At 63.0% G+C, this 20,934-nt stretch carries 19 protein-coding genes and 1 tRNA gene; 11 read left to right on the forward strand and 9 right to left on the reverse strand.

The features are described from left to right. Window positions 1-76, reverse strand: a tRNA-Glu gene (locus MSG32_RS16510). Between the two features lie 268 nt (window positions 77-344). Between MSG32_RS16510 and msrB the strand changes: the two genes are divergently transcribed. The 4 genes from msrB to htpX all read left to right on the forward strand — a co-directional run bounded on the left by msrB (window position 345) and on the right by htpX (window position 4,549). Continuing rightward, complete coding sequence (gene msrB / locus MSG32_RS16515; RefSeq protein ID WP_043334292.1) at window positions 345-767, forward strand: peptide-methionine (R)-S-oxide reductase MsrB; 423 nt, start codon at window positions 345-347, stop codon at window positions 765-767. 232 nt (window positions 768-999) lie between these two features. Then, window positions 1,000-1,977, forward strand: a complete 978-nt coding sequence (gene ylqF, locus MSG32_RS16520) for a ribosome biogenesis GTPase YlqF (protein WP_248380799.1) — start codon at window positions 1,000-1,002, stop codon at window positions 1,975-1,977. Between the two features lie 238 nt (window positions 1,978-2,215). Further along, window positions 2,216-3,454 carry a pyridoxal phosphate-dependent aminotransferase gene (locus MSG32_RS16525; RefSeq protein WP_043334294.1) on the forward strand — a complete coding sequence of 413 codons (1,239 nt, stop codon included), beginning with the start codon at window positions 2,216-2,218 and terminating at the stop codon, window positions 3,452-3,454. A 195-nt stretch (window positions 3,455-3,649) separates the two neighbouring features. Continuing rightward, entirely contained in the window at window positions 3,650-4,549 is a 900-nt protein-coding gene (gene htpX / locus MSG32_RS16530) for a protease HtpX (RefSeq protein ID WP_107336103.1), read from the forward strand. A 111-nt stretch (window positions 4,550-4,660) separates the two neighbouring features. Here htpX and MSG32_RS16535 read toward each other — a convergent pair whose 3' ends face one another. Together MSG32_RS16535 and MSG32_RS16540 are read right to left on the reverse strand one after the other, a co-directional pair. Beyond that, window positions 4,661-5,284 carry a TetR family transcriptional regulator C-terminal domain-containing protein gene (locus MSG32_RS16535; RefSeq protein ID WP_043334296.1) on the reverse strand — a complete coding sequence of 208 codons (624 nt, stop codon included), beginning with the start codon at window positions 5,282-5,284 and terminating at the stop codon, window positions 4,661-4,663. Window positions 5,285-5,294: 10 nt separating this feature from the next. Beyond that, on the reverse strand, window positions 5,295-6,119 hold the full coding sequence (locus MSG32_RS16540) for an arginine deiminase family protein (protein WP_242007688.1): 825 nt from the start codon (window positions 6,117-6,119) through the stop codon (window positions 5,295-5,297). Window positions 6,120-6,353: 234 nt separating this feature from the next. Here MSG32_RS16540 and MSG32_RS16545 point away from each other — a divergent pair, with 234 nt between their 5' ends. Genes MSG32_RS16545 through argE form a run of 5 tightly spaced genes read left to right on the forward strand, consistent with a single transcriptional unit; the run spans window position 6,354 to window position 10,636 of the window. Continuing rightward, window positions 6,354-7,154 (forward strand): amino acid ABC transporter ATP-binding protein, encoded by an 801-nt coding sequence (locus tag MSG32_RS16545; RefSeq protein ID WP_279836777.1) that lies wholly within the window; start codon window positions 6,354-6,356, stop codon window positions 7,152-7,154. Window positions 7,155-7,172: 18 nt separating this feature from the next. Further along, window positions 7,173-7,946 carry a transporter substrate-binding domain-containing protein gene (locus MSG32_RS16550; protein WP_248380800.1) on the forward strand — a complete coding sequence of 258 codons (774 nt, stop codon included), beginning with the start codon at window positions 7,173-7,175 and terminating at the stop codon, window positions 7,944-7,946. 44 nt (window positions 7,947-7,990) lie between these two features. Further along, complete coding sequence (locus MSG32_RS16555) at window positions 7,991-8,716, forward strand: ABC transporter permease subunit (protein ID WP_248380802.1); 726 nt, start codon at window positions 7,991-7,993, stop codon at window positions 8,714-8,716. Continuing rightward, complete coding sequence (locus MSG32_RS16560) at window positions 8,709-9,473, forward strand: ABC transporter permease subunit (protein ID WP_248380804.1); 765 nt, start codon at window positions 8,709-8,711, stop codon at window positions 9,471-9,473. Before MSG32_RS16555 ends, MSG32_RS16560 begins: the two co-directional genes overlap by 8 nt. An 8-nt stretch (window positions 9,474-9,481) precedes the next feature. Continuing rightward, window positions 9,482-10,636, forward strand: a complete 1,155-nt coding sequence (gene argE, locus MSG32_RS16565) for an acetylornithine deacetylase (RefSeq protein ID WP_248380806.1) — start codon at window positions 9,482-9,484, stop codon at window positions 10,634-10,636. A 99-nt stretch (window positions 10,637-10,735) separates the two neighbouring features. Here the strand turns inward: argE and nhaC are convergent, their stop codons facing one another. After that, window positions 10,736-12,292 carry a Na+/H+ antiporter NhaC gene (nhaC, locus tag MSG32_RS16570; protein WP_064503312.1) on the reverse strand — a complete coding sequence of 519 codons (1,557 nt, stop codon included), beginning with the start codon at window positions 12,290-12,292 and terminating at the stop codon, window positions 10,736-10,738. A gap of 303 nt (window positions 12,293-12,595) precedes the next feature. Next, window positions 12,596-13,774, reverse strand: a complete 1,179-nt coding sequence (pdxB, locus tag MSG32_RS16575; RefSeq protein ID WP_248380809.1) for a 4-phosphoerythronate dehydrogenase PdxB — start codon at window positions 13,772-13,774, stop codon at window positions 12,596-12,598. A 211-nt stretch (window positions 13,775-13,985) separates the two neighbouring features. Between pdxB and MSG32_RS16580 the strand changes: the two genes are divergently transcribed. Further along, complete coding sequence (locus MSG32_RS16580; RefSeq protein ID WP_043334304.1) at window positions 13,986-14,264, forward strand: WGR domain-containing protein; 279 nt, start codon at window positions 13,986-13,988, stop codon at window positions 14,262-14,264. A gap of 93 nt (window positions 14,265-14,357) precedes the next feature. Here MSG32_RS16580 and MSG32_RS16585 read toward each other — a convergent pair whose 3' ends face one another. Both MSG32_RS16585 and rlmKL read right to left on the reverse strand, forming a co-directional pair. Then, window positions 14,358-14,708, reverse strand: coding sequence for a glutaredoxin family protein (locus MSG32_RS16585; RefSeq protein WP_248380811.1), 351 nt, complete (start codon window positions 14,706-14,708; stop codon window positions 14,358-14,360). A 3-nt stretch (window positions 14,709-14,711) separates the two neighbouring features. Beyond that, a complete protein-coding gene (rlmKL, locus tag MSG32_RS16590) occupies window positions 14,712-16,928 on the reverse strand; it encodes a bifunctional 23S rRNA (guanine(2069)-N(7))-methyltransferase RlmK/23S rRNA (guanine(2445)-N(2))-methyltransferase RlmL (RefSeq protein ID WP_192837427.1) in 2,217 nt (738 codons plus the stop codon). A gap of 487 nt (window positions 16,929-17,415) precedes the next feature. Here rlmKL and rmf point away from each other — a divergent pair, with 487 nt between their 5' ends. Beyond that, entirely contained in the window at window positions 17,416-17,625 is a 210-nt protein-coding gene (gene rmf / locus MSG32_RS16595) for a ribosome modulation factor (RefSeq protein WP_043334308.1), read from the forward strand. 833 nt (window positions 17,626-18,458) lie between these two features. Here the strand turns inward: rmf and MSG32_RS16600 are convergent. Continuing rightward, the gene (locus MSG32_RS16600) at window positions 18,459-19,502 is read right to left on the reverse strand and encodes a quinone-dependent dihydroorotate dehydrogenase (protein ID WP_043334309.1); all 1,044 of its coding nucleotides are present in this window, start codon (window positions 19,500-19,502) and stop codon (window positions 18,459-18,461) included. Window positions 19,503-19,733: 231 nt separating this feature from the next. Continuing rightward, complete coding sequence (locus MSG32_RS16605; RefSeq protein ID WP_248380814.1) at window positions 19,734-20,876, reverse strand: hypothetical protein; 1,143 nt, start codon at window positions 20,874-20,876, stop codon at window positions 19,734-19,736. Window positions 20,877-20,934: the final 58 nt, after the last annotated feature.

The following is a 20,934-nucleotide window of genomic DNA, read 5'->3' on the forward strand; positions in this document are numbered from 1 at the left end:
TGGCGTCCCATAGGGGGTTCGAACCCCTGTTACCGCCGTGAAAGGGCGGTGTCCTGGACCACTAGACGAATGGGACGTAACGTTCTTGCCTCGTCGAGGTGGCGCGTATATTACAAAGACCCTCCCCCTTCGTCAACCCCCTGCTTCAACAGGATTTTTCCGGCGTTGGCCAAGTGCATCCACCACATGCTTGTGGTCACGCCCTGACGCCCGCATTCTTGGGGTATGTACCGGGTTTCGCGTGAAGACCGGCAGTCACTCTTTTCGAATTGCCGCGCAGGAGAACTTGCTTGCAGGTTCACACGAGCGCCATTCGAGAAACGCATAGATAGAGAGAAGAGATCATGAGCGAACAAGACCCGCAGACTCAGGACAAGTTGATTCGCAGTGAAGAGGAGTGGCGCAAGCGCCTGACGCCGGAACAATATCGGGTGACGCGCGAGGCAGGGACCGAGCGCCCCTTCACCGGCGATCACGAAGTCAGCCCGACGCCGGGTACCTATCACTGCATCGCCTGTGACGCCAAGCTGTTCGACAACGACACCAAGTTCGATTCCGGCTGTGGCTGGCCGAGCTTCGACCGCCCCTATGCCGATGCCGCCGTCGAGGAGCACTTCGATACCAGCCATGGCATGCGTCGCGTGGAAGTGCGCTGTCGCCGCTGCGAGTCCCACCTGGGGCACGTCTTCCCGGATGGCCCGACTGACACCGGTCAGCGCTACTGCATCAACTCCGTCGCGCTGCGCTTCAAGCCGATACGCGCCTGACGCCCGGGGCATGGAGAGTCGATAGAGCGCTGGGCAGTGATGACCGGATAGCGCGCCTCCATGGCCAGGCCGCCTCTGATAGAATGCGTCGCCATACGCGTCCCCTCCTCTCCCGCATGCCATGTAGGGCCATCCCTGATGGATGAGCGCCTTCCCTGGCATGCGGGAAGAAGGAGGCAGGACAGAGGTGACAGAACAACCGTCATACCCCTGACGGCAGGAGAGAAGCGACATGCTGGGCTGGTATCCGGGACATATGCACAAGGCACGCCGTCAGATAAAGGACGCGCTGCCCGAGATCGACGTGGTCATCGAAGTCCTCGATGCCCGCCTCCCCTACTCCAGCACCAATCCGGTGCTGTCCGAACTGACCCGTCACAAGCCGGTACTCAAGCTGCTGTCCCGCGCCGATCTGGCGGACCCGGTACGCACCCGCGAGTGGGTCGAGTATTTCGATGCCCTGCCCAACACCCGCGCACTGGCGATCACCACGCTTGAGGCGCGTGATCTCAAGCAGATTCCGCGCCTGTGCCGTGAGATGGCCGGACATATCCGCGTCGATCGTGATGCGCGCGTGATGGTGATGGGCATCCCCAACGTCGGCAAGTCGACGCTGATCAATGGTCTGGCGGGTCGCAAGATCGCCAAGACCGGCAACGAGCCCGCCGTCACCAAGCGCCAGCAGAAGATTCGCATCGACGGTGGCATCGCCCTGATCGATACCCCCGGGGTGATGTGGCCGAAGATCGAAGACCAGGCCAGCGCCTATCGCCTGGCCGGCAGCGGCGCGATCCGCGACACCGCCATCGATTACACCGATGTGGCGGTGATCGTCGCGGCCGAGCTGGCCAAGCGCTACCCCACGGAGCTGACCGCACGCTACAAGCTGAAGTCACTGCCGGCCTACAGCGCCAACCCTGACGCCGAGCGAGTCGAGAGTGATGGCCCGCGCAAGGTCGATCTGATGGCGCTGTCCGGCTTCAATGGAGTCGCGATTCTGGAAGAGATCGCCAGCAAGCGCGGTGGCCTGCGTGCCGGTGGCATCATCGACCTGCACCGCGGTGCCGAGGTGCTGCTGCATGAGCTGCGCGATGGCAAACTCGGGCGCCTGACACTGGAAACGCCCGCCGACATTCCTGCCGAGCCGGTACCGGAAGCCAGTGGCGAGACAGAAGATGGAGCCGAAACGCGTGAGCAAGAGAGCGAATAACGCTACCAGAACAAGGCGCTAACGCGACCCTCGTCTGGCTCCCGTCCGCGGAACACGCCTGAATGCCAGTTGAAAATCCCGCCAGAAAACCTCTGGCGGGATTTTTTTCTGCCTGAACATCTCAAACCACAAATTTAACCACGCTATTGGCCCTTGGCCGTGGCGCGGCAGGCCAGCGGCGCGATATGCTGGACGCTCGCCCCTACACCTTACGTGACGGAGATCTACGGAAAGCATCATGGATACCGAGCAAAGAAAGCCCCGCGAAATTCGCAAGTCACACAAGCTGGACAACGTCTGCTATGACATTCGCGGGCCGGTTCTCGAACACGCCAAGCGTCTCGAGGACGAGGGCCATCGCATTCTCAAGCTCAATATCGGCAACCCGGCGCCCTTCGGATTCGAGGCACCGGAAGAGATTCTGCAGGACGTGATGCGCAACCTGCCGACAGCGCAGGGCTATTGTGATTCCAAGGGGCTTTACTCTGCGCGCAAGGCGATCATGCAGGAGTGCCAGCGCAAGGATATCCAGGGTGTCGGGATCGAGGACATCTACGTCGGCAACGGCGTCTCGGAATTGATCGTGCTGGCCATGCAGGCATTGCTTGATGATGGCGACGAGCTGCTGGTGCCGGCGCCGGATTACCCGCTATGGACTGCTGCCGCCAACCTGGCCGGTGGTCGCGCCGTACACTATCTGTGTGACGAAGCCCAGGACTGGGCGCCCTCCATCGAGGACATCCGCGCCAAGGTGACCAGCCACACCAAGGGCATCGTGCTGATCAATCCGAACAACCCGACCGGCGCGGTCTATCCGCCCGCGGTGGTGAAGGACATCCTGCAGGTCGCGCGCGAATTCGGTCTGGTGGTGTTCTCTGACGAGATCTACGACAAGATCCTCTACGACGGTACCGAGCACGTCTCCACCGGCGCGCTGGCCGATGACCTGCTGGTCGTGACCATGAACGGTCTGTCCAAGAGCTATCGCTGCGCGGGCTTCCGCTCCGGCTGGATGATTCTCTCCGGCGACAAGCGCCCGGCGGCCGACTTCATCTCCGGCCTCGACATGCTGGCCAGCATGCGCCTGTGCGCCAATGTGCCGGCGCAGCACGCCATCCAGACGGCGCTCGGCGGCTATCAGTCGATCAATGACCTGGTACTGCCGGGCGGGCGCCTGCTGGCCCAGCGTGACGCGGCCTGGAAGAAGCTCAACGAGATTCCCGGCGTCAGCTGCGTGAAGCCCAAGGGCGCGCTCTACATGTTCCCGCGGCTCGACCCCGAGATGTATCCCTTCGAGGACGACCAGCAGATGGTGCTGGAGCTGTTGCTGGAAGAGAAGATGCTGCTGGTGCAGGGCACCGCCTTCAACTGGCCGAATCCGGACCACCTGCGCATCGTCACCCTGCCCTACGCCGACCAGCTGGAAGAAGCCATCGAACGCCTCGGCCGCTTCCTGGCGCGACGTCGCAAGGCCTGACGTCGGCCCAGCCCCCGCGATCAAGGGGCTACGCAGATCGCCTCCAGTGGTGATACCTTGCTGTCCTTGCAGACCGTCCTTGCAGACTGTCGACGCAAATTCTGCCCGCGCCACCGCCAGTGATTCATCTCACTGTCAGTATCGCGGGCAGATAATTGCGCCCTACCGATATATTGGCATTGGAGACCTGACCCCATGATGCGGATAGCCCTTTTCCTGATCACCAACCTGGCGGTGGTGCTGCTGGCCAGTGTCACGCTGCGCCTGCTGGGCTTCGATGGCTACATGGAAGCCAACGGCATCAACTACACGGCGCTGCTGATCTTCTGCTTCATCATCGGCATGGCCGGTTCCGTGATCTCGCTGTTCCTGTCCAAGACGATGGCCAAGTCCTCGACTGGCACCGTGATCATCGAACAGCCGCAGAACGACACCGAGCGCTGGCTGCTGGACACCGTCGGAGAACTGGCGCGCGACGCTGGCATCAAGATGCCGGAAGTCGGCATCTTCCCGGCGCAGCAATCCAATGCCTTCGCCACCGGCTGGAACCGCAATGATGCGCTGGTCGCCGTCTCGGCCGGCCTGCTCAATCGCATGCGTCCCGAGGAAGTGCGCGCCGTGCTGGCGCACGAGATCGGTCACGTCGCCAACGGCGACATGGTGACGCTGACGCTGATCCAGGGCGTGGTGAACACCTTCGTGATGTTCTTCGCGCGTATCGCCGCACACGCCATCGACGCCTTCCTCAAGCGCGATGACGAGAACGGTGGCCTGGGCTTCTTCGGCTACATGGCGGTCGTGTTCGTGCTGGAAATGGTGCTGGGCCTGGTGGCCTCGATGATCGTCGCCTGGTTCTCGCGCTGGCGCGAATACCGTGCCGATGCCGCAGGCGCAGGCCTGGCGGGCAGCGGCTCGATGATCAACGCCCTGGCTCGCCTCAAGCAGGAACATGAGCTGCCGGACCAGATGCCCGACACCATGACCGCCTTCGCCATCACCACCGGCAAGAGCCGCAAGCTGATGGAGCAACTGTTCGCCAGCCACCCGCCGCTGGATGACCGTATCGCCGCGCTCAAGGCCGCTGCCTACAAGTAAGCTCCGCCAATCCTGCACGGACTGAATGGCCCCTGCAGACAGCAAAAAGCCCGCCACGTGATCCACGTGGCGGGCTTTTCTGTCAGTGGGCGCCGCTCGACATGCCGCCCCTCACGCCAACGCTTCCCACCCCGACAGCCCCAGCAGATTCACGGCAGCGTCGAGGCCGATCTGTTGCATCTCGCCCACGTTCAGCGAGTCACCCCGCAGGGCACCCTCGATCCACAGGCCATCGACCAGCCCGTTGAGCGCGATGGTCAGATGCTGCAGCCGGGTCTCGTCTTCCTGACGCCCTTCCGCCACCAGAACGTCCTCCACCAGATGACGGAACAGCTCGGTCGTTTCGCGATAGGCCTCGCGGCGAATCTCCGCCATGCGAGGGTCGCCATAGGTGAGCGGCAGAAAGTTGGCCCACAGCAACAACGTCTGCGGCGTCACGATCGGCGGTGACAGATTGGCCTCAAGAAAGGCCTTCAACCTCGCATGAGGTGCCAGCTCTCGCCCTTCTATCGTGTCGGAGGCATCGGACAGCAGGCGCTCAAGAAAGCGGCGATAGGCCGCGTAGAGCATGTTGTCCTTGCCTTCGAAATAGAAGCGGATCAACCCATTCGAGACACCGGCATATTCGGCGACACGCCGCACTGTCGTGCGCGAGATTCCCTCGCTGGCAATGCAGGTCAGGGTCGCTTCGATCAGGTCATCCTCTCGGGCATTGTTGTCTCGACGACTGGCCATGGAACGTGAATTACCCCTCGCGCAGAATCGGATTGGTCAGGCAGGTGGGGCCACCTTCGCACGCCATGCACAGGGCGTCACCTTCAAAAGTGCGCACACGTACGCCGGCGGCTTCCATCACGGCACGCGTGCCGGGGAAGCCATCGATCATCACGCAATCATTCGGTGCCAACGGCATGACATTGAGGCTCAGCCCCAGCGACTGATGGAACTCCTCTTCCGGGGCAATCACGAAGCGGATACCGCGCGCTTTCATCAAGGTCCAGAGTGCAGCAGGGATCAACTTGGGATGTACCAGATAGGTGTCATCCGCCAGCGGCGAGATAACCGACATCAGATGCAGGCAGGCCGCCTCGCCCTCCCAGACGGGCAGGTCGAAGCCCAGCACCTCGATACCATGCGGATTGAGCAGCGCGTTGAGCTGACGCACGCCCTCCCGATTGGAGCGGAAGCCCATGCCGACGACAAGGGTGTTCTCATCCAGCCACAGGGTGTCGCCCCCCTCGATGGCCGCCTCACCTTCCAGGCGACCGATGACCGGAATGCCGGCCTGCTCATAGACCTGACCATGCCGATTCGGTTCGTCCTTGCGCAGCGGCTTGCCCATCTGGAACAGCACGGCGCCGGCACGCGTCACCACCGAGGCATCGCGGGTGAACATGGCATCTGACAGCCCGTCATTGGTGTCCTCCATCCAGACGATCTCGGCACCGCTCTCCTCCACCATCTCGACCAGAGCCTGGTACTGACTGATGGCTTTCTCGGCATTGAAGTAGTGGTTGTAATGCCAGACCGCCGGATCGGCATTGCGCAGGCTGTCGCCAGGACGGCGCATCAGGACACGCGTCATTCGAGCGGCCATTGAGTGGCAACCGAACCGGGAGGAGGCGGGGGTATTCGACATGGAGGAAACCTCATTTTGATGGTCTGTCAGTCGCAATTGACTCGAATGTTATACAGATGCATAATTTTTATACAGATGCATAGTTTTATACAGGCACATGACTTTATGCAACTGCATAGTCAGTACCCGAGTGCATAACAACAAGATCAATCAGAGGACTCGCGCGTGCCTCACTCCCCTGCCACCCCGTTGACCGACAAGAATGACGATGCCGTCATCGACATTCGCGGACTCTGGAAATCCTTTGCTGGACGCGAAGTCCTCAAGGGCATCGACCTCACCGCCCAGCGTGGTGATGTGATCTCACTGATCGGCAGCAGCGGCTCGGGCAAGTCCACCCTGCTGCGCTGCATCAACCTGCTCGAGACACCCAGCGACGGGTCCTTGCGCCTGCTGGGCGAGGACGTGGCGCTGCGGCGGCGCGGTCAGCGACTCGAACCCGTCAATCGCCGACAGCTGCGTCTGCTGCGAGCTCGCCTGGCGATGGTCTTCCAGAACTTCAATCTCTGGCCTCACATGAGCCTCGAAGCGAACCTCATGGAAGCGCCGATGCAGGTGCTCGGTCAGTCCCGCGCAGAAGCTCGGGAGCATGCTCACCAGCTGCTGGAGCGCGTCGGGCTTTACTCCCACCGCCAGGCCAACCCGAGAACGCTTTCCGGCGGCCAGCAGCAACGTGGCGCCATCGCCAGAGCCCTGGCCATGTCGCCGGAGGTGCTGCTCTTCGATGAACCGACCTCGGCACTGGACCCCGAACTTGTCGGCGAGGTGCTCGAGGTGATGCGCGACCTGGCTGCCGAAGGACGCACCATGGTCATCGTCACCCATGAGATGAAGTTCGCCGCTGATGTCGCGAACAAGGTCATCTTCCTCGACCAGGGCAACATCGAGGCCCAGGGCACCCCCGACCAGATATTCCGCTCCCCCTCTTCCGAGCGCCTCAAGCAGTTCATCGGCTCGATTACCTGAACCAGGAGAAGACCAACAATGAAAACCCTGTCCGCTATCGCATCTCTCGGGGCCATCGCCCTGTCTCTGAGCACCGTAGCCCAGGCCGACGTCGTACGTGTCGGCTTCGCCAGTGAGCCCTACCCGCCGTTCGCCACCCTGCAGTCCGATGGCAGCGTGACCGGCTGGGAAGTCGATATCGCCAATGCCGTCTGCGCCGCGGCAGAGCTTGAGTGCGAGATTGTCACCTCCTCCTGGGATGGCCTGATTCCGGCGCTGACCACGCGCAAGATCGATGCGATCGCCGCTTCACTCTCCATCACCGAGCAGCGCCGCAAGGTCATCGACTTCTCGGACAAGTACTACCAGACCAGCGCTGCCGTCATGGGTGCCAAGGGCGACGAGATCACGCCGACGCCAGAAGGACTGGCCGGCAAGACACTGGGCGTGCAGTCGGCCTCCATTCATCAGACCTATGCCAAGCGCCACTTCCCCGACACTCGAGTGCGTGAATACCAGACCCAGGATGAGGCCAACCAGGACCTGTTCGCCGGACGCATCGATGCCACCCTGGCCGACATCCTCGTGCTGGATGACTATCTCGCGAGCGACGATGGCGAACTGTGCTGTGACATGAAGGGCAATGTCGCGCACGACGAGAGCATCCTGGGGTCCGGCGTCGGATTCGGCGTGCGCAAGGGCGACAGCGAGCTGCTGGAGCGCCTGAATGCCGGTATCGCCGAGATTCGTGCCAGCGGGCGTTATGACGAGATCAGCAAGCAGTACTTCGACTTCGACATCTACGGAGATTGAAGCCGCCCTCGTCTCGACTTCGCCATACCGCATGAGGAAATTGCATGGCTGACTATCGCAACATGAGCATCGGCGAGCTGCTGTCGCTGACGCCGCCGGGCTGGGGAGGCGCTCTGCTGGATGGTCTGGTGCTATCGCTGCAGGTAGCGGCGAGCGGCTATCTGATTGGCCTGGTGATCGGCATGGCGGGCGCTGCGGGCAAGATCTCGGGTGGCCCCGTCACCCGGGATCTGCTCACCGGCTATACGACGGTGATACGCGCGGTTCCCGAGCTGGTACTGATCCTGCTGGTGTATTTCGCAGCGCCGGATGCCCTGAACCATCTAGCGAGCGCCGTCGGCCTCGGCCCCCTCGAGATCAGCCCCTTCGTCGCCGGGGTGGCCGTCATCGCTCTGGTGCAGGGCGCCTATGCCACCGAAGTCATCCGCGGCGACATCAATGCCATCCCCAAGGGAATGCATGAGGCCGCACTGGCGCATGGCATGGCGCCCTTCACCATCCTGCGCCGCATCACGCTGCCATTGTTGCTGCCAGGCGCCCTGCCAGGCCTCTCCAATCTATGGCTGATCGCGACCAAGGACACCGCACTGCTGGCGGTCGTGGGCTTCACGGAACTGACACTGGCCTCGCGTCAGGCGGCCGGTTCCACCCGTCATTACCTGCTGTTTCTCGGCGCCGCGGGGGTGCTTTATCTGATCGTATCGCTTGCCTCCAACCTGCTGTTCAAGACACTGGAACGTCGCATGGACAAGGGGGCCCACCATGGCTGAGCCCAGACTTCCGCCCCATCGCCTCATCCTGATCGCGATTGTCGCTGCCATCCTGATGGCGATCGGCACCCAGATGCACTGGGAGTGGGTCGCCCAGTACCGCGGCGAGATCGGCAAAGGCATACTGCTGACGCTTATACTGCTGGTCTCCACCAGTGTGGCGGGCTTCCTGCTGGCCATCCCGCTGGGGCTGGCGCAGGCACGAGGGCCACGTCCGCTGGCGTGGCTGGCGCGAGGATTCTGCAATCTGATTCGCGGTACCCCGCTGCTGCTGCAGCTGTGGATTCTCTACTACGGACTGGGGTCTCTGTTTCCGTATATCCCCGGCTTGCGTGGCAGCTGGTTGTGGTCGGTGCTGGCAGATCCGTGGATCTACGCCTTCTGTGCCTTGACCCTGTCGTTCGCGGGCTATGAAGGCGAGATCATGCGCGGCGCCCTTGCCGGCGTACCGCGCGGCGAACTTGAAGCGGCTCGCTCGCTGGGCATGTCTCCCTTCAGCATTCTCCGGCGCATCTGGCTGCCCAGAGCCGTACAACGGGTATTGCCCACGCTGAATGGCGAGCTGATCATCCAGCTCAAGGCGACGCCACTGGTCGCGACCATTTCCGCCATCGATACCTATGCCGTCTTCGGGCGTATCCGCCAGGAAACCTATATCGTCTACGAGCCGCTGCTGCTGATGGCCTTAATCTATCTCGTCATCGCGGGACTGATCACCCTCGGCTTTCGCACACTCGATAAACGCCACGCTTCATGAGGCCTGACATGCAACGTACCCTCGACATCCTCACTCGCCTCATCGCCTTCGATACCACGTCGGACCGCTCCAATCTGGCGCTGATCCACTTCGTGCGTGACCTGCTGGCCGAGCACGGCATCCAGGCGACCGTGCTGGCGAATGCCGAAGGCGACAAGGCCTCACTGCTGGCGACGATAGGGCCGCCTGTCGCCGGGGGCGTGGTGCTTTCCGGTCACACCGACACCGTGCCCGTCACGGGGCAGACCTGGTCGCAGGACCCGTACCAGGCCACGCTCAAGGAGGGGCGCCTGTACGGTCGCGGCTCGGTGGACATGAAGGGCTTCATCGCGCTGTGTCTGGCGATGGTGCCGCAGTTTCTCGCATCGCCTCTCAAGCGGCCGATCCATCTCGCCTTCTCCTATGACGAAGAAAGCACCTGCATGGGCTGCCTGCCGCTGATCGACCACATGCGCGAGACACTGCCCGAGGTCGCCGCCGTCATCATCGGCGAGCCGACGCAAGGCCGCGTGGTGTCAGCGCACAAGGGCGTGCACTCCTGGCGCACGGAGGTGACTGGCGTCCCGGCCCATTCGAGCCGGCCAGACCTTGGCGTCTCGGCCACCTTCTACGCCGCGCGCATCATCTCGGAACTCGAGCGCACGGCAAACGAGCTGCGCACCAGTGCCATCCGGGGAGAGCTGTTCGAGCCGCCCTATTCCACCCTGCACGTCAGCGCCATGCAGGGCGGCAATGCCCCCAATATCATTGCCAAGGACGCTCGTCTGCATTGGGAGCTGCGCAATCTGCCCAGTGATCCGCCTGACGCGGTGCGTGCACGCTTCGATGACTTCACCGCACAACTGGCGCGCGAGATGCAGCAGCATTCAGCCGACTGCCGCATCCAGACACTGGAGGACTATGCCTCGGTGCCGGCACTCACCCCGGAACCCGACGGCAAGGCAGAGGCGCTGGCCTTCGCCCTGACGGGACAGAGTGAACGCTGTGGCGTCGGCTTCTGCTCGGAAGCGGGCTGGTTCCAGGATCGCGGCTTCTCCACCGTCGTGTGTGGGCCCGGCTCCATCGCACAGGCCCACAAGGCAGACGAATACATCGAGATGGCGGAACTTGAGCGATACCGTGACTTCCTCGCGCGTCTCATGCAGCACCAGTGCGCGGATTGAGCGCTGAGTAGAACGAATTTGCCGCGCCTGTGAGCCGCAAAAAAAGCCCGCCACGTGATCCACGTGGCGGGCTTTTTCTCTTTACCCCTCAGGGCTGAGTCAGCGTGACTCCGAGGTCTCGTGGGGCGTATCCAGCACCAGTGACTCGGCCAGCGGCGTCGGCTCCACGCCTTCAGCCCCCTCGCCCTCCTCAAGGCGCTCCAGCTTGAAGCCGACCATGGCGTAGGCCACTGCCAGCGCCAGATTGATCAGGTTGAACAGTGCAAAGGGCAGGTAGCTCAAGGTCGCGACGCCCAGGGTGGCCGCCATGTAGGCACCGCAGCTGTTCCAGGGAATCAGCGGCGAGGTGATGGTGCCGGAGTCTTCCAGCGCGCGTGACAGGTTGACCGGCGCCAGGCGGCGGCGACGGAACTCGGCGCGATACATGCGCCCCGGCAGGATGACCGAGATGTACTGATCGCCGGTCACCACGTTGGAGGCCAGGCAGGTCCCCAGCGTGGTGATGACCAGCGAACCGGCATTGCGTGTGGCGCCCAGAAGGCTCTGCACCAGACGCTCCAGCAGGCCGAGGCGTTCGATCACGCCGCCGAAGGTCATCGCCGACAGGATCAGCCACACGGTGTTGAGCATGCTGCTCATGCCGCCCTTGGAGAGCAGCGAGTCGATCACCTCATCACCGCTGTGGGAGACATAGCCATCGAACATCGACATCCACACCCCCTTGAGCAGCGCCATGGCAGTGGACATGTCAGTGACGCTTGCCAGCCCCACCACCGCCTGCGGCTGGAAGATGACCGCGAAGACGGCGCCCAGCGCCGCGCCGATGAAGATCGCCGGGAAGGCGGGCATCTGACGCACGGCCATCACCAGCAGCACCAGGAGCGGAATCAGCAGGTGCAGGCCGATGTTGAACTGCTCGCCCAGCTGGGCACGCAGATTGGCGACCTGCTCCGGCGTCTGCAGACTGGAGACGGAGTCGTGGCCGAGCCACAGAAAGCCTGCCAGCGCGAGCAGGATGCTGGGCACGGTCGTCCACAGCATGTGACGAATATGTGCGAACAGCGTGGTGCCGGCCGCTGCCGGCGCCAGATTGGTGGTATCGGACAGCGGCGAGAGCTTGTCACCGAAGTAGGCCCCGGAAATCACCGCGCCGGCGGTGATCGCCTCGGACAGCCCCAGGCCATCGGCGATGCCGATCAGGCCGATGCCGATGGTACCGGCGACCGTCCACGAGCTGCCCACCGACAGCGCCACCAGCGCGCACAGCAGACAGGCGGAGGCATAGAAGTACTGCGGCGCGATCACGTCCAGACCGTAATAGATCATCGCCGGCACGGTGCCGCCGAGAATCCAGGTGCCGATCATCGCGCCGACCGCCAGCAGGATCAGGATCGCACCCAGCGAGATCTGGATGCCCTTGTTGATCCCCTCTTCGATATCGCTCCAGCGATAGCCGTTCTTGAGACCGATCAGGCCCGCGATCATCGCGCCGGACAGCAGCGCGACCTGATTGGGCCCCCAGGAGGCATCGGCACCGAACAGCACCACCGCCAGCACCAGCATGGCGATGACCAGCACGATGGGAATCAGGGCATCCAGCAGAGAAGGCGGACGATAGCCGCTGTCCTCAGCAGAGTTATCAGGGTGTTGTTGCATTCAAGACACCATCTTCAAGAAATGAGGACGCCGACACGCCGCGTGGTGACGGGCATGGCAGAAGACACGGAGAATGGGGAGCAACGCCGCGGCGTCAGGCGGGGCATGCCGTCAAGGCCAGCCCCGGCGCGTGTCGCCAAGCGATCTGGGCCGCATTATATCGACCAAGGTCGAAGACCGAAACGGTCAGGGATTCAGGCATGCGGCAAGGTCCTCATCCGTCAAGCGACCTCCACAACGCGAACGCCCCCGCCAGCAGAGCTGACAGGGGCGTTCCAGGGCGGCTTGCGAATCACGCCGTGATCATTTGCTGACCAGCTTGACGCGGGAGAAGCCGAAGCCCTCGAGCACCTCTCGCAGTTCGCGGGCATTCTTCTTGAGCTCGACGCGCAGCGTGGAGAACTCGCGACGCAGCGGATATTCCCGTCGATAACGCACGAAGCCCTCGGCATTGCCGAAACGACGCTGATAGCGACGCAGGCCCAGCGCATCGCGGCGCACGTCATAGCAGGCGCGTACGCAGAGCCCCAGCGCCTCTTCCGGCGGCGCCCAGCCCGTCAGCACCAGCTTGCGCAGCCACGGGTCCGGCTTGAGCTGACCCAGCTTGCGGCGCGCGGGCAGTCCGAAGTGACGACAGGCCTGCTGATAGATGATCTCGGTGCCCTGCATCTTGCCATCCAGGCTATGCCCGGCGATGTGCGGCGTGGCGATGTCCACCAGTGCGGCCAGCTCGGCATCGATACCCGGCTCGTTTTCCCACACATCCAGCACGGTCAGCAGATCAGCCTGCTCCTTGAGGCGCTGCTTGAGCGCCGCGGTATCGACACAGCCTCCGCGGCCGGCACTCAGCAGCACGCTGCCGGGCTTCATGGCGCGGATACGCTCGGCATTGATCAGATGATGGGTCGGATGCTCGCCACCGGTGACCATCGGGGTGTGCACGCAGATGACATCACACTTGGCGACCAGCTCATCGAGGCCCACGAAGCGGGACTTCTCGGGGCGCTCATCGCTCTGGCCCTCAAGCGCGGCGCGCGGCGGGTCACAGACCAGCACCTCGGCACCCAGCGACTCGAGACGCTTGACCAGCCGTGACCCGACCTGGCCGGCCCCGACCACGCCGAAGCGGCGGTCCAGCTGCAGGTCCAGCCCTTCCTGCTCGGCCAGATGCCACAGCGACGACAGCACGTAATCCACCACCGAGTCGGCATTGCAGCCCGGCGCGTTGGTGAAGTGGATATCGTTGGCCGCGAGCCATTCGAGATCGGCATGGTCGGTGCCGATGATCGGCGAGCCGACGAAGCGCACCCGCGTTCCTTCCAACAGCGCCTGATCCACGCGCAAGGTAGAGCGACAGATCAGCATGTCGACGTCCTTGAGGACGGCATTGGTGATCTCGCGAGTCGGCATGCAGGTCACCTCTCCCAGTTCGGAGAAGAATTCCTCTGCCAGAGGGACGTTATCGTCCACGATGATGTGCATCTGTTGCCTTTCCTTGCTGTGGCAATGAGTGTCGCTGCGGGTTCACGGGCCAGCATGAGCGCCTGAGTGACTTCACACCTTGCCGCAAGGCACGTGAAGATTACAATGGTATGCTTGCTTGCCCGCCGCCGTGCCATCTTAGGCGCACGCAACGGGCGTCACAAGCTCATGATTGAGTCCAGCCACCATCGTTTCGCCTCGGGAGTCACGCGTGATCATCCGCTGGGAAAGCCACCACGATTACGTTCTGGTCCATGTGCATCAGGACATGTTCGGCGACTGGATCGTCAGCCGCTCATGGGGCCAGATCGGCACCCAGTTCGGCGGATTGAAGCACGATCTCGCCGAAAGCCACGAGCAGGCCATGACCTGGGTCAGCGACCTCGCCCACATCCAGGCCTCACGCGGCTACACCAAGGTGCTGGAGGCCACGGCCGATAGCCCGGAAGCCGAAGACGCCATGCGCCAGATGTCGCTGCTGGAGAGCTAGTACGCAGCACGGTGCCGGACACGAAAAGACCGCCGCTACCCTGAGGTAGCGGCGGTCTTTTTGCACCAGCTTATAGCGACACGTCTGCGCCGCTCAGCGCAGAAAGCGACGCCCGTTGCGCAGGGCGGGGCTCTGCGGCTCAGTGGCTGAGTCGTGCTCGGCCGGGGGCGTGATTTCGACACCCTGCTCGAGGCGCTGCTCGACGCCCTGCGCACGCAACCACTCCGGCAACACCTCTTCGCCATCGGCCAGCGAATACTCCGCACCCGATGCGCTCGCCAGTACAGGGATGCGCGTCGCGTAACGCTCGCTCAGCTGCGCATCGAAGGCGATCTCGACCCGCGTGAGCGTGACATCCGCCCCCAGCGCCTGCAGCGTGGCTTCCAGCCGAGCACACAGATGACAGCCCGCCGTGGTGTAGAGCCACAGCGGGACGCTGGCCATCGCTCAGCCCTTCACATCGCTGGCGCGACGGATGCGGAAGACGTGGTGGATATCCGGACGACGCTTGAAGTCCGGGTCCAGCAGCTTGCGCGACAGGTCTTCCACCACATGGTGCTGGCTGACGCTGTCATCCATCACGAAGCGACGATGGTTGTTGGAGAAGATCAGCGTGCCGCCCGGCGCCAGACTGGCCATCGCCAGGTCGATCAGGCGCGCGTGATCACGCTGGATATCCAGGGTGCCTTCCATCTTCTTGGAATTGGAGAAGGTCGGCGGATCGAGGAAGATCAGGTCGAACTCCTCGCGGGAGCGCTCCAGCCACTTCAGGCAGTCGGCACGCACCAGCTGATGGCGTTTCTCGCTGATGCCGTTGAGCTTGAAGTTCTCGCGCCCCCAGTCCAGATAGGTATTGGACATGTCGACGCTGACGCTCTCGCTGGCACCGCCCAGCACCGCATGCACGGTGGCCGTCGCGGTATAGCAGAACAGATTGAGCACCCGCTTGCCGTCCGCTTCCTTGCCCAGCAGCTTGCGCACCGGACGGTGATCCAGGAACAGGCCAGTATCCAGGTAGTCCTTGAGATTCACCCACAGCCGGGCATCGCCTTCCTGCACCTCGATACGCTGACCGGAGCTGTCCTGACGCGTGTACTGCGCCTTGCCCGCCTGACGCGTGCGTTGCTTGATATGGATATCGTTGGGCGAGCAGCCCAGTACCTGCGGAATCGCCGCCAATGCATCCATCAGGCGGCGCTGCGCCTGACTGGCATCCACGGACTTGGGCGGCGTGTATTCCTGCACGTGCACGTGACGGCCATAGATATCGATGGCCAGCGCGTACTCCGGCATATCGGCATCGTAGAGGCGATAACAGGTGGTACCGCTCTGCTTGAGCCAGCGTGCCAATGACTTCTGGTTCTTCTTGAGGCGATTGGCGAACATCTGGCCGCCCTCGCTCAGCGCGGGCTGACTGCGGGCATCTTCGGCCACGCTGTCCTCGTCGACCGCACGCTCTCGCGCCGCCACATCGATCATCAACAGCTTGCAGTCGAGCTGACCGTTGCGGAAGGCGTACTGACGATGCGCACGCAGGCCGAGGCGGTGGCCGAGATCCGGATTGCCGGTGAACATGCCCAGCGTCCAGCCGCCGAAGTGACGCTTCATGCGCTCACCGAGGCTTGCGTAGAGCGGCACCAGTGCCGGCAGCTCGCCCAGACGCTCACCGTAGGGCGGGTTGGTCATCACCAGGCCAGTGGTGGCGCCTTCGGGACAGGTCAGCTCGGCGACGGAGGCACCTTCCAGCTCGATCAGCGCCGGAATGCCGGCACGCATGGCGTTGGAGCGCGCGGCAGAAATCGCCTGCGGGCTGTGATCGCGACCGAACAGACGCGCGGTGACCTTGCGGCGTCCGGCAATGGCACGCTGCTCCATCTCTTCCCACAGGCCCTTCCAGATGCGCTCGTCATGGCGCCCCCAGTGGCGGCAGGCGAAGTCCTGGTTCAGCGACTGCGGCGCGATATCCGCCGCCATCAAGGCTGCTTCGATCAGCAACGTGCCGGAGCCGCACATCGGGTCGACCAGGCTCTCGCCACGCGCCGCACGCGCCGGCCAGTCGGCCCGCATCAGCAGGGCTGCCGCCAGGTTTTCCTTCAGCGGCGCATGGGCGAGATCAGGACGGTAGCCACGCTGATGCAGACTCCGACCCACGAGGTCGATGCCCAGGGTGATGTAGCCATTGTGCAGGTGCGCGTAGATGCGCAGATCTGCATTCTTGCCATCGACGGTCGGCTTGTTGCGGCCTTCCTCAAACATCGCCTCGACGATGCCGTCCTTGACGGTCTGGGCACCGAAGAAGGTGTGACGAATGTCTTTCCATGTTCCGTGGAAATCGACGGCGATGGACGCACGATCCGGCAATTCCATCGCCCAATCGACACCCGCACTCGCCTTGCGCAGTTGCTCGCCGGTGTCGACGCCACCCACGCGAGTGAGCAGACGAATGATGCGGTTGGCCAGTCGCGACCACAGGATGGTGCGGTAGGCGGTTTCCTGGCTACCGTTGAAGTGTACGCCAGCGACGGTCGTGCCAGTCACCTCGGCACCCAGAGCCGTCAGCTCATCGGCCAGCAGCGTTTCGATGCCACGCGGGCAGGTCGCAAACCAGGTAGAGAGCGAGTTGCTGGGCGCGCGGGGTGTAGTCGCAGAGGTCGTATCAGTCATGAATCTCTCACCGGCAGGTGCCGGACTTATTCCTGTGAGTTGGCTTCTGGCACTAGCGATATTCCTATACGGCTGTCGACAAGCCAGAGGCAGTGTTCTAAAAACTATAGGTGTAGCTGCAATTCGGAAAGGTAACACGCCATGCGAAATCGAGGATCAAGGGACACGAGCCTCATTCGGGCAGCCTATCTGTGCCGCTCAGGAGATCGGACTTCCGGCACGGCAAGGCAGTCGCTTTTTCACCATCACGCTCGAGCATATACAGGCAAGACCTTCCATCATCTCACACTCGTGACCTTTTCCGACAAGAATGGCCAACGACGCGAGGTGATGATGCACGAGGCCGGCAGTGCCCGGCAGGGCATCGGCCAACTCTCTCACTCGGCATGTCCGATGGCAGGACAACCGCGGCCAGACAAGGTCTCGCCGGGTACGTCTCGCCATCACTGACACACAATGCCGATGGGTTCTCACTTAGAGGTCATCCATGAAGAGACAGAAACGTGATCGCTTTCAGCGTGCCTATGTTCACGGCTACAAGGCTGGTGTCACCGGCCGTTCCCGTGATGATTGTCCCAGTATCGATGTCAATCTACGTGAATTCTGGATGAGCGGCTGGCGTGAAGGCCGCGGGGACCAATGGTCGGGAATGACCGGCGTCTCCGGCATCCACAAGAACCCCATGGTGCTCAGCTGAGCACCGCATGACGCCAAGGTTCATCATCCGCGACCAGGAGGTCATCCCATTTCAGGAAAGCGGCACGTCACGGAATGACACTGGCAATACGGCGCCTGGCGCCTTTCACCCCGCCGACGCAGCCTGATGCGCTGCCCAAGCGGATTCTCCGGCATCACGCCACCGGCTTCTGACATGTTACAGGGTCGGCTGGCACGTACAGAGAGGACTCGAGGTGTTCACGGTGAGTCGGTTTAGCGACATCACCCGGAAAATCCCACGGAAGTCGCCCAGCGACACGTCAAATCACCAGGGAGGTAACGCCTTATTTCTATCTTGATGACGCGCGGCACTGACAGGCAAGAGACGCAGTAGGCAATGGGGCCGACTCGCTTCACTTCCTGAAAGGCCGAGATGTTGGCGCTCGTGTCGTTTCAATCGTGGTATGGCTCCAGAAGAGGAGGCGCAGCAGGCGACGGCCTGCGAGGACGACGGTCCAGCGCGGAGCACGACACGGGCAAACGTTCACCTTGACTGCATCAGCAGGTTCTTTCCAGGCCTGCTTCAACCATCCACGCACCCGATGAGCTCAAGGGGCCAACCCCCAACCGCCGTTTCTGACGGCAAAAGCGCTTCGCATCGTGCACGCTGGCTGGACATGGCAGCCAACACGACAACGGCAGATCACGCATCACTTCCCTGCCGTTGTCATATCATCATTCACGCCGGTACCGAGGCCGCCTTCTGATGTCAGGAGGCGGCTTTTCTGTGTCTGCCCTTCCCCACTCGCCCCTCTCTTGAAGCGCCGTGAGCGAAGGATGCCAGCATCACGCTGCGACGGAGCCCAGGCCGGATCACACCTTGATCAGGGTATCGGCCTTCTCCAGTGCGCGCGCGCACTCACCGACCAATGCCGGGCCACGGTAGATCAGTCCGGAATACAGCTGCACCAGATCCGCCCCCGCGGCGATCTTCTCACGCGCACTCTCGCCATCAGTGATACCGCCCACACCGATGATCGGCATGTTCGGCAGCGCTTCACGCAGGCCACGAATCACCCGCGTCGACGATTCACGCACCGGGGCGCCGGAAAGTCCGCCCGCTTCCTGCGCATGCGGGCTACCCGCGACCGCCGTACGCTCGATGGTGGTGTTGGTGGCGATGACGCCATCGATGCCGTTGTCCGCCAACGCCCGCGCCACGAACAGGATTTCCTCGTTGTCCATGTCAGGCGCGATCTTGATTACCAGCGGCACCTTCCTGCCACGCTCGGCATCGAGCTGATCGCAACGCTGGCGAAGCCCGGCCAGCAGCTGGCTGAGATGATCACCGAACTGAAGATTGCGCAGCCCCGGGGTATTGGGCGACGAGATATTGGCGGTGATGTAGTCGGCATGCGCATGCACGGCATCGAGGCAGACCAGATAGTCGCTCAGCGCATCATCCACCGCCGTGGTCAGGTTCTTGCCGATGTTGATCCCCAACACGACACCAAAGGCAGCACGCGCCTGACTGGCCTTGACCTTCGCGACCAGATGCTCGACCCCGGCATTGTTGAAGCCCATGCGGTTGATGATCGCCTGATGCTCCGGCAGCCGGAACAGACGCGGCTTCGGATTGCCGTCCTGCCCTTTCGGCGTCACCGTGCCGACCTCCACGAAGCCGAAGCCCAGAGCCGCAAGCGCATCGAGGTGATCGGCATTCTTGTCGAGACCTGCCGCCAGGCCAACGCGATTGGGGAACTCGAGTCCCATCAGCGAGACCGGATCACGCGGCGCTTCACCGCCCAGACCGCGCGCCATGCCGAGGCGATGTGCCATGTCCAGCGCACTCAGCGTCACACCATGAGCTGTTTCCGGGTCGAGCTTGAAGAGAAGCGAGCGAGCAAACGAGTACATGATGATCTCCAGACAGCGGGCGGCAGGGTCGTGACGACAGCATAGCTGGGCGCGAAGTATACCCGAAGCCCGCGGGGACAGACACTGCGCGCCGGCACGCTCGCGCTGCTGTCGAGAAAATCGCTCACGCCAAGGCCGTCACCATTGCTCATGCTCAGGGCAACAAAAAAGGGCGACCCGCTGGGCCGCCCTTGTGTCACGCCCGACGGTGTCGGGGTCATGCCATGCAGATCATTTCACGTCGAGCTGCTGCACGCGTACGGTGTAGTTGTTGACGCCCTGCATGGAGGAGCCGAACTTCTGACCGCTGACCCAGACGGTGTAACGCCCCGGTTCCAGCACGGTCTTGAGGTGGAAGTCGCCCTGGAAGCCTTCGCCCTTGTCGCTGGCGACGGTGTTGCCACTCTCGTCCAGCAGGCGCATCTGCAGCTTGTAGGTGCCTTCGCTGCCCGGGAAGGTCTCGCTGTCGATGGTCACGGTGCCGCGGTCCGCGACATCAAAGGTCATGACCTCGCCCTTCTCGAGAATGCGCACATCGGTGACGATCTCGTCGAAACGACGATCCGGCTCCGCTTCGGCCTCGGTTTCCGTCACGGCTGCACTGCCCGTGGCAGCAGCGGTCGTGGCAGCAGCGGCAGACGTCTCGGCTGCAGCAGTCGCGGCTGCCGAAGTAGCAGCGGCGGCGCCTGTGGCGGAAGCGCCTTCAGCTGCCGCATTGCCTGTCTCGGCAGCCTTCTTCTCGCGGGCGGCCTGTTCGGCGGCGGCAACGGTGGCCGGCTTGATGGTCGCGACTTCATCGTTGGCATCGACGAAGGCTGTGCGACGGCCATCGCCATCGGTGTCGAGGAAGACCAGGCCGTTGCCGGTCTCGATGCCGCTTTCCTCGGCAGACAGCTTCTCGCCACTCTCGCTCAGGCCTGCGACGTTGATTTCATAGGTGTTGCCGCCCGACTTGCCAGCCCCCAGCTTGTCGGCGCGCACACGCAGCTTGTAGACGCCCGGCTCAAGCTCGGTATTCATGTTCAAACCATCAGAGGCCCTGTCACCTTCTGCGGTGGCCACGACCTCACCCTGCTCACTCTCGAGCGTGGCCTTCATGGTGTAGGGGTCGGTCACATCGAAACTGGCGACGCCATCGATTTCGTAGCGTCCGGCTTCCTTGATGGTGAACTGGTGCACGCTGGTGCCGCCGAACAGGAAGTTCTGGCTGTGGGCATCACTGCGCGGCTTGAGGAACTTGGAGATGTCCAGCTTGCCTGCCGCTTCTTCTGCACGCTGCTGAGCGGGGCTGCCATCGGCCAGCACGGCCTGGGATGCCAGAGTGGACAGGCCGAGCGCGAGGGCGCAGGCGAGGGGTAATGCACGATGTGACATGGTGTCTCTGCCTTGTTGTACTGATGCTTTGAAAACAGAAGCCTCCAGCGAGCGCCGC

The organism is Cobetia sp. 1CM21F, assembly GCF_023161745.1.
Taxonomy (GTDB): domain Bacteria; phylum Pseudomonadota; class Gammaproteobacteria; order Pseudomonadales; family Halomonadaceae; genus Cobetia; species Cobetia amphilecti.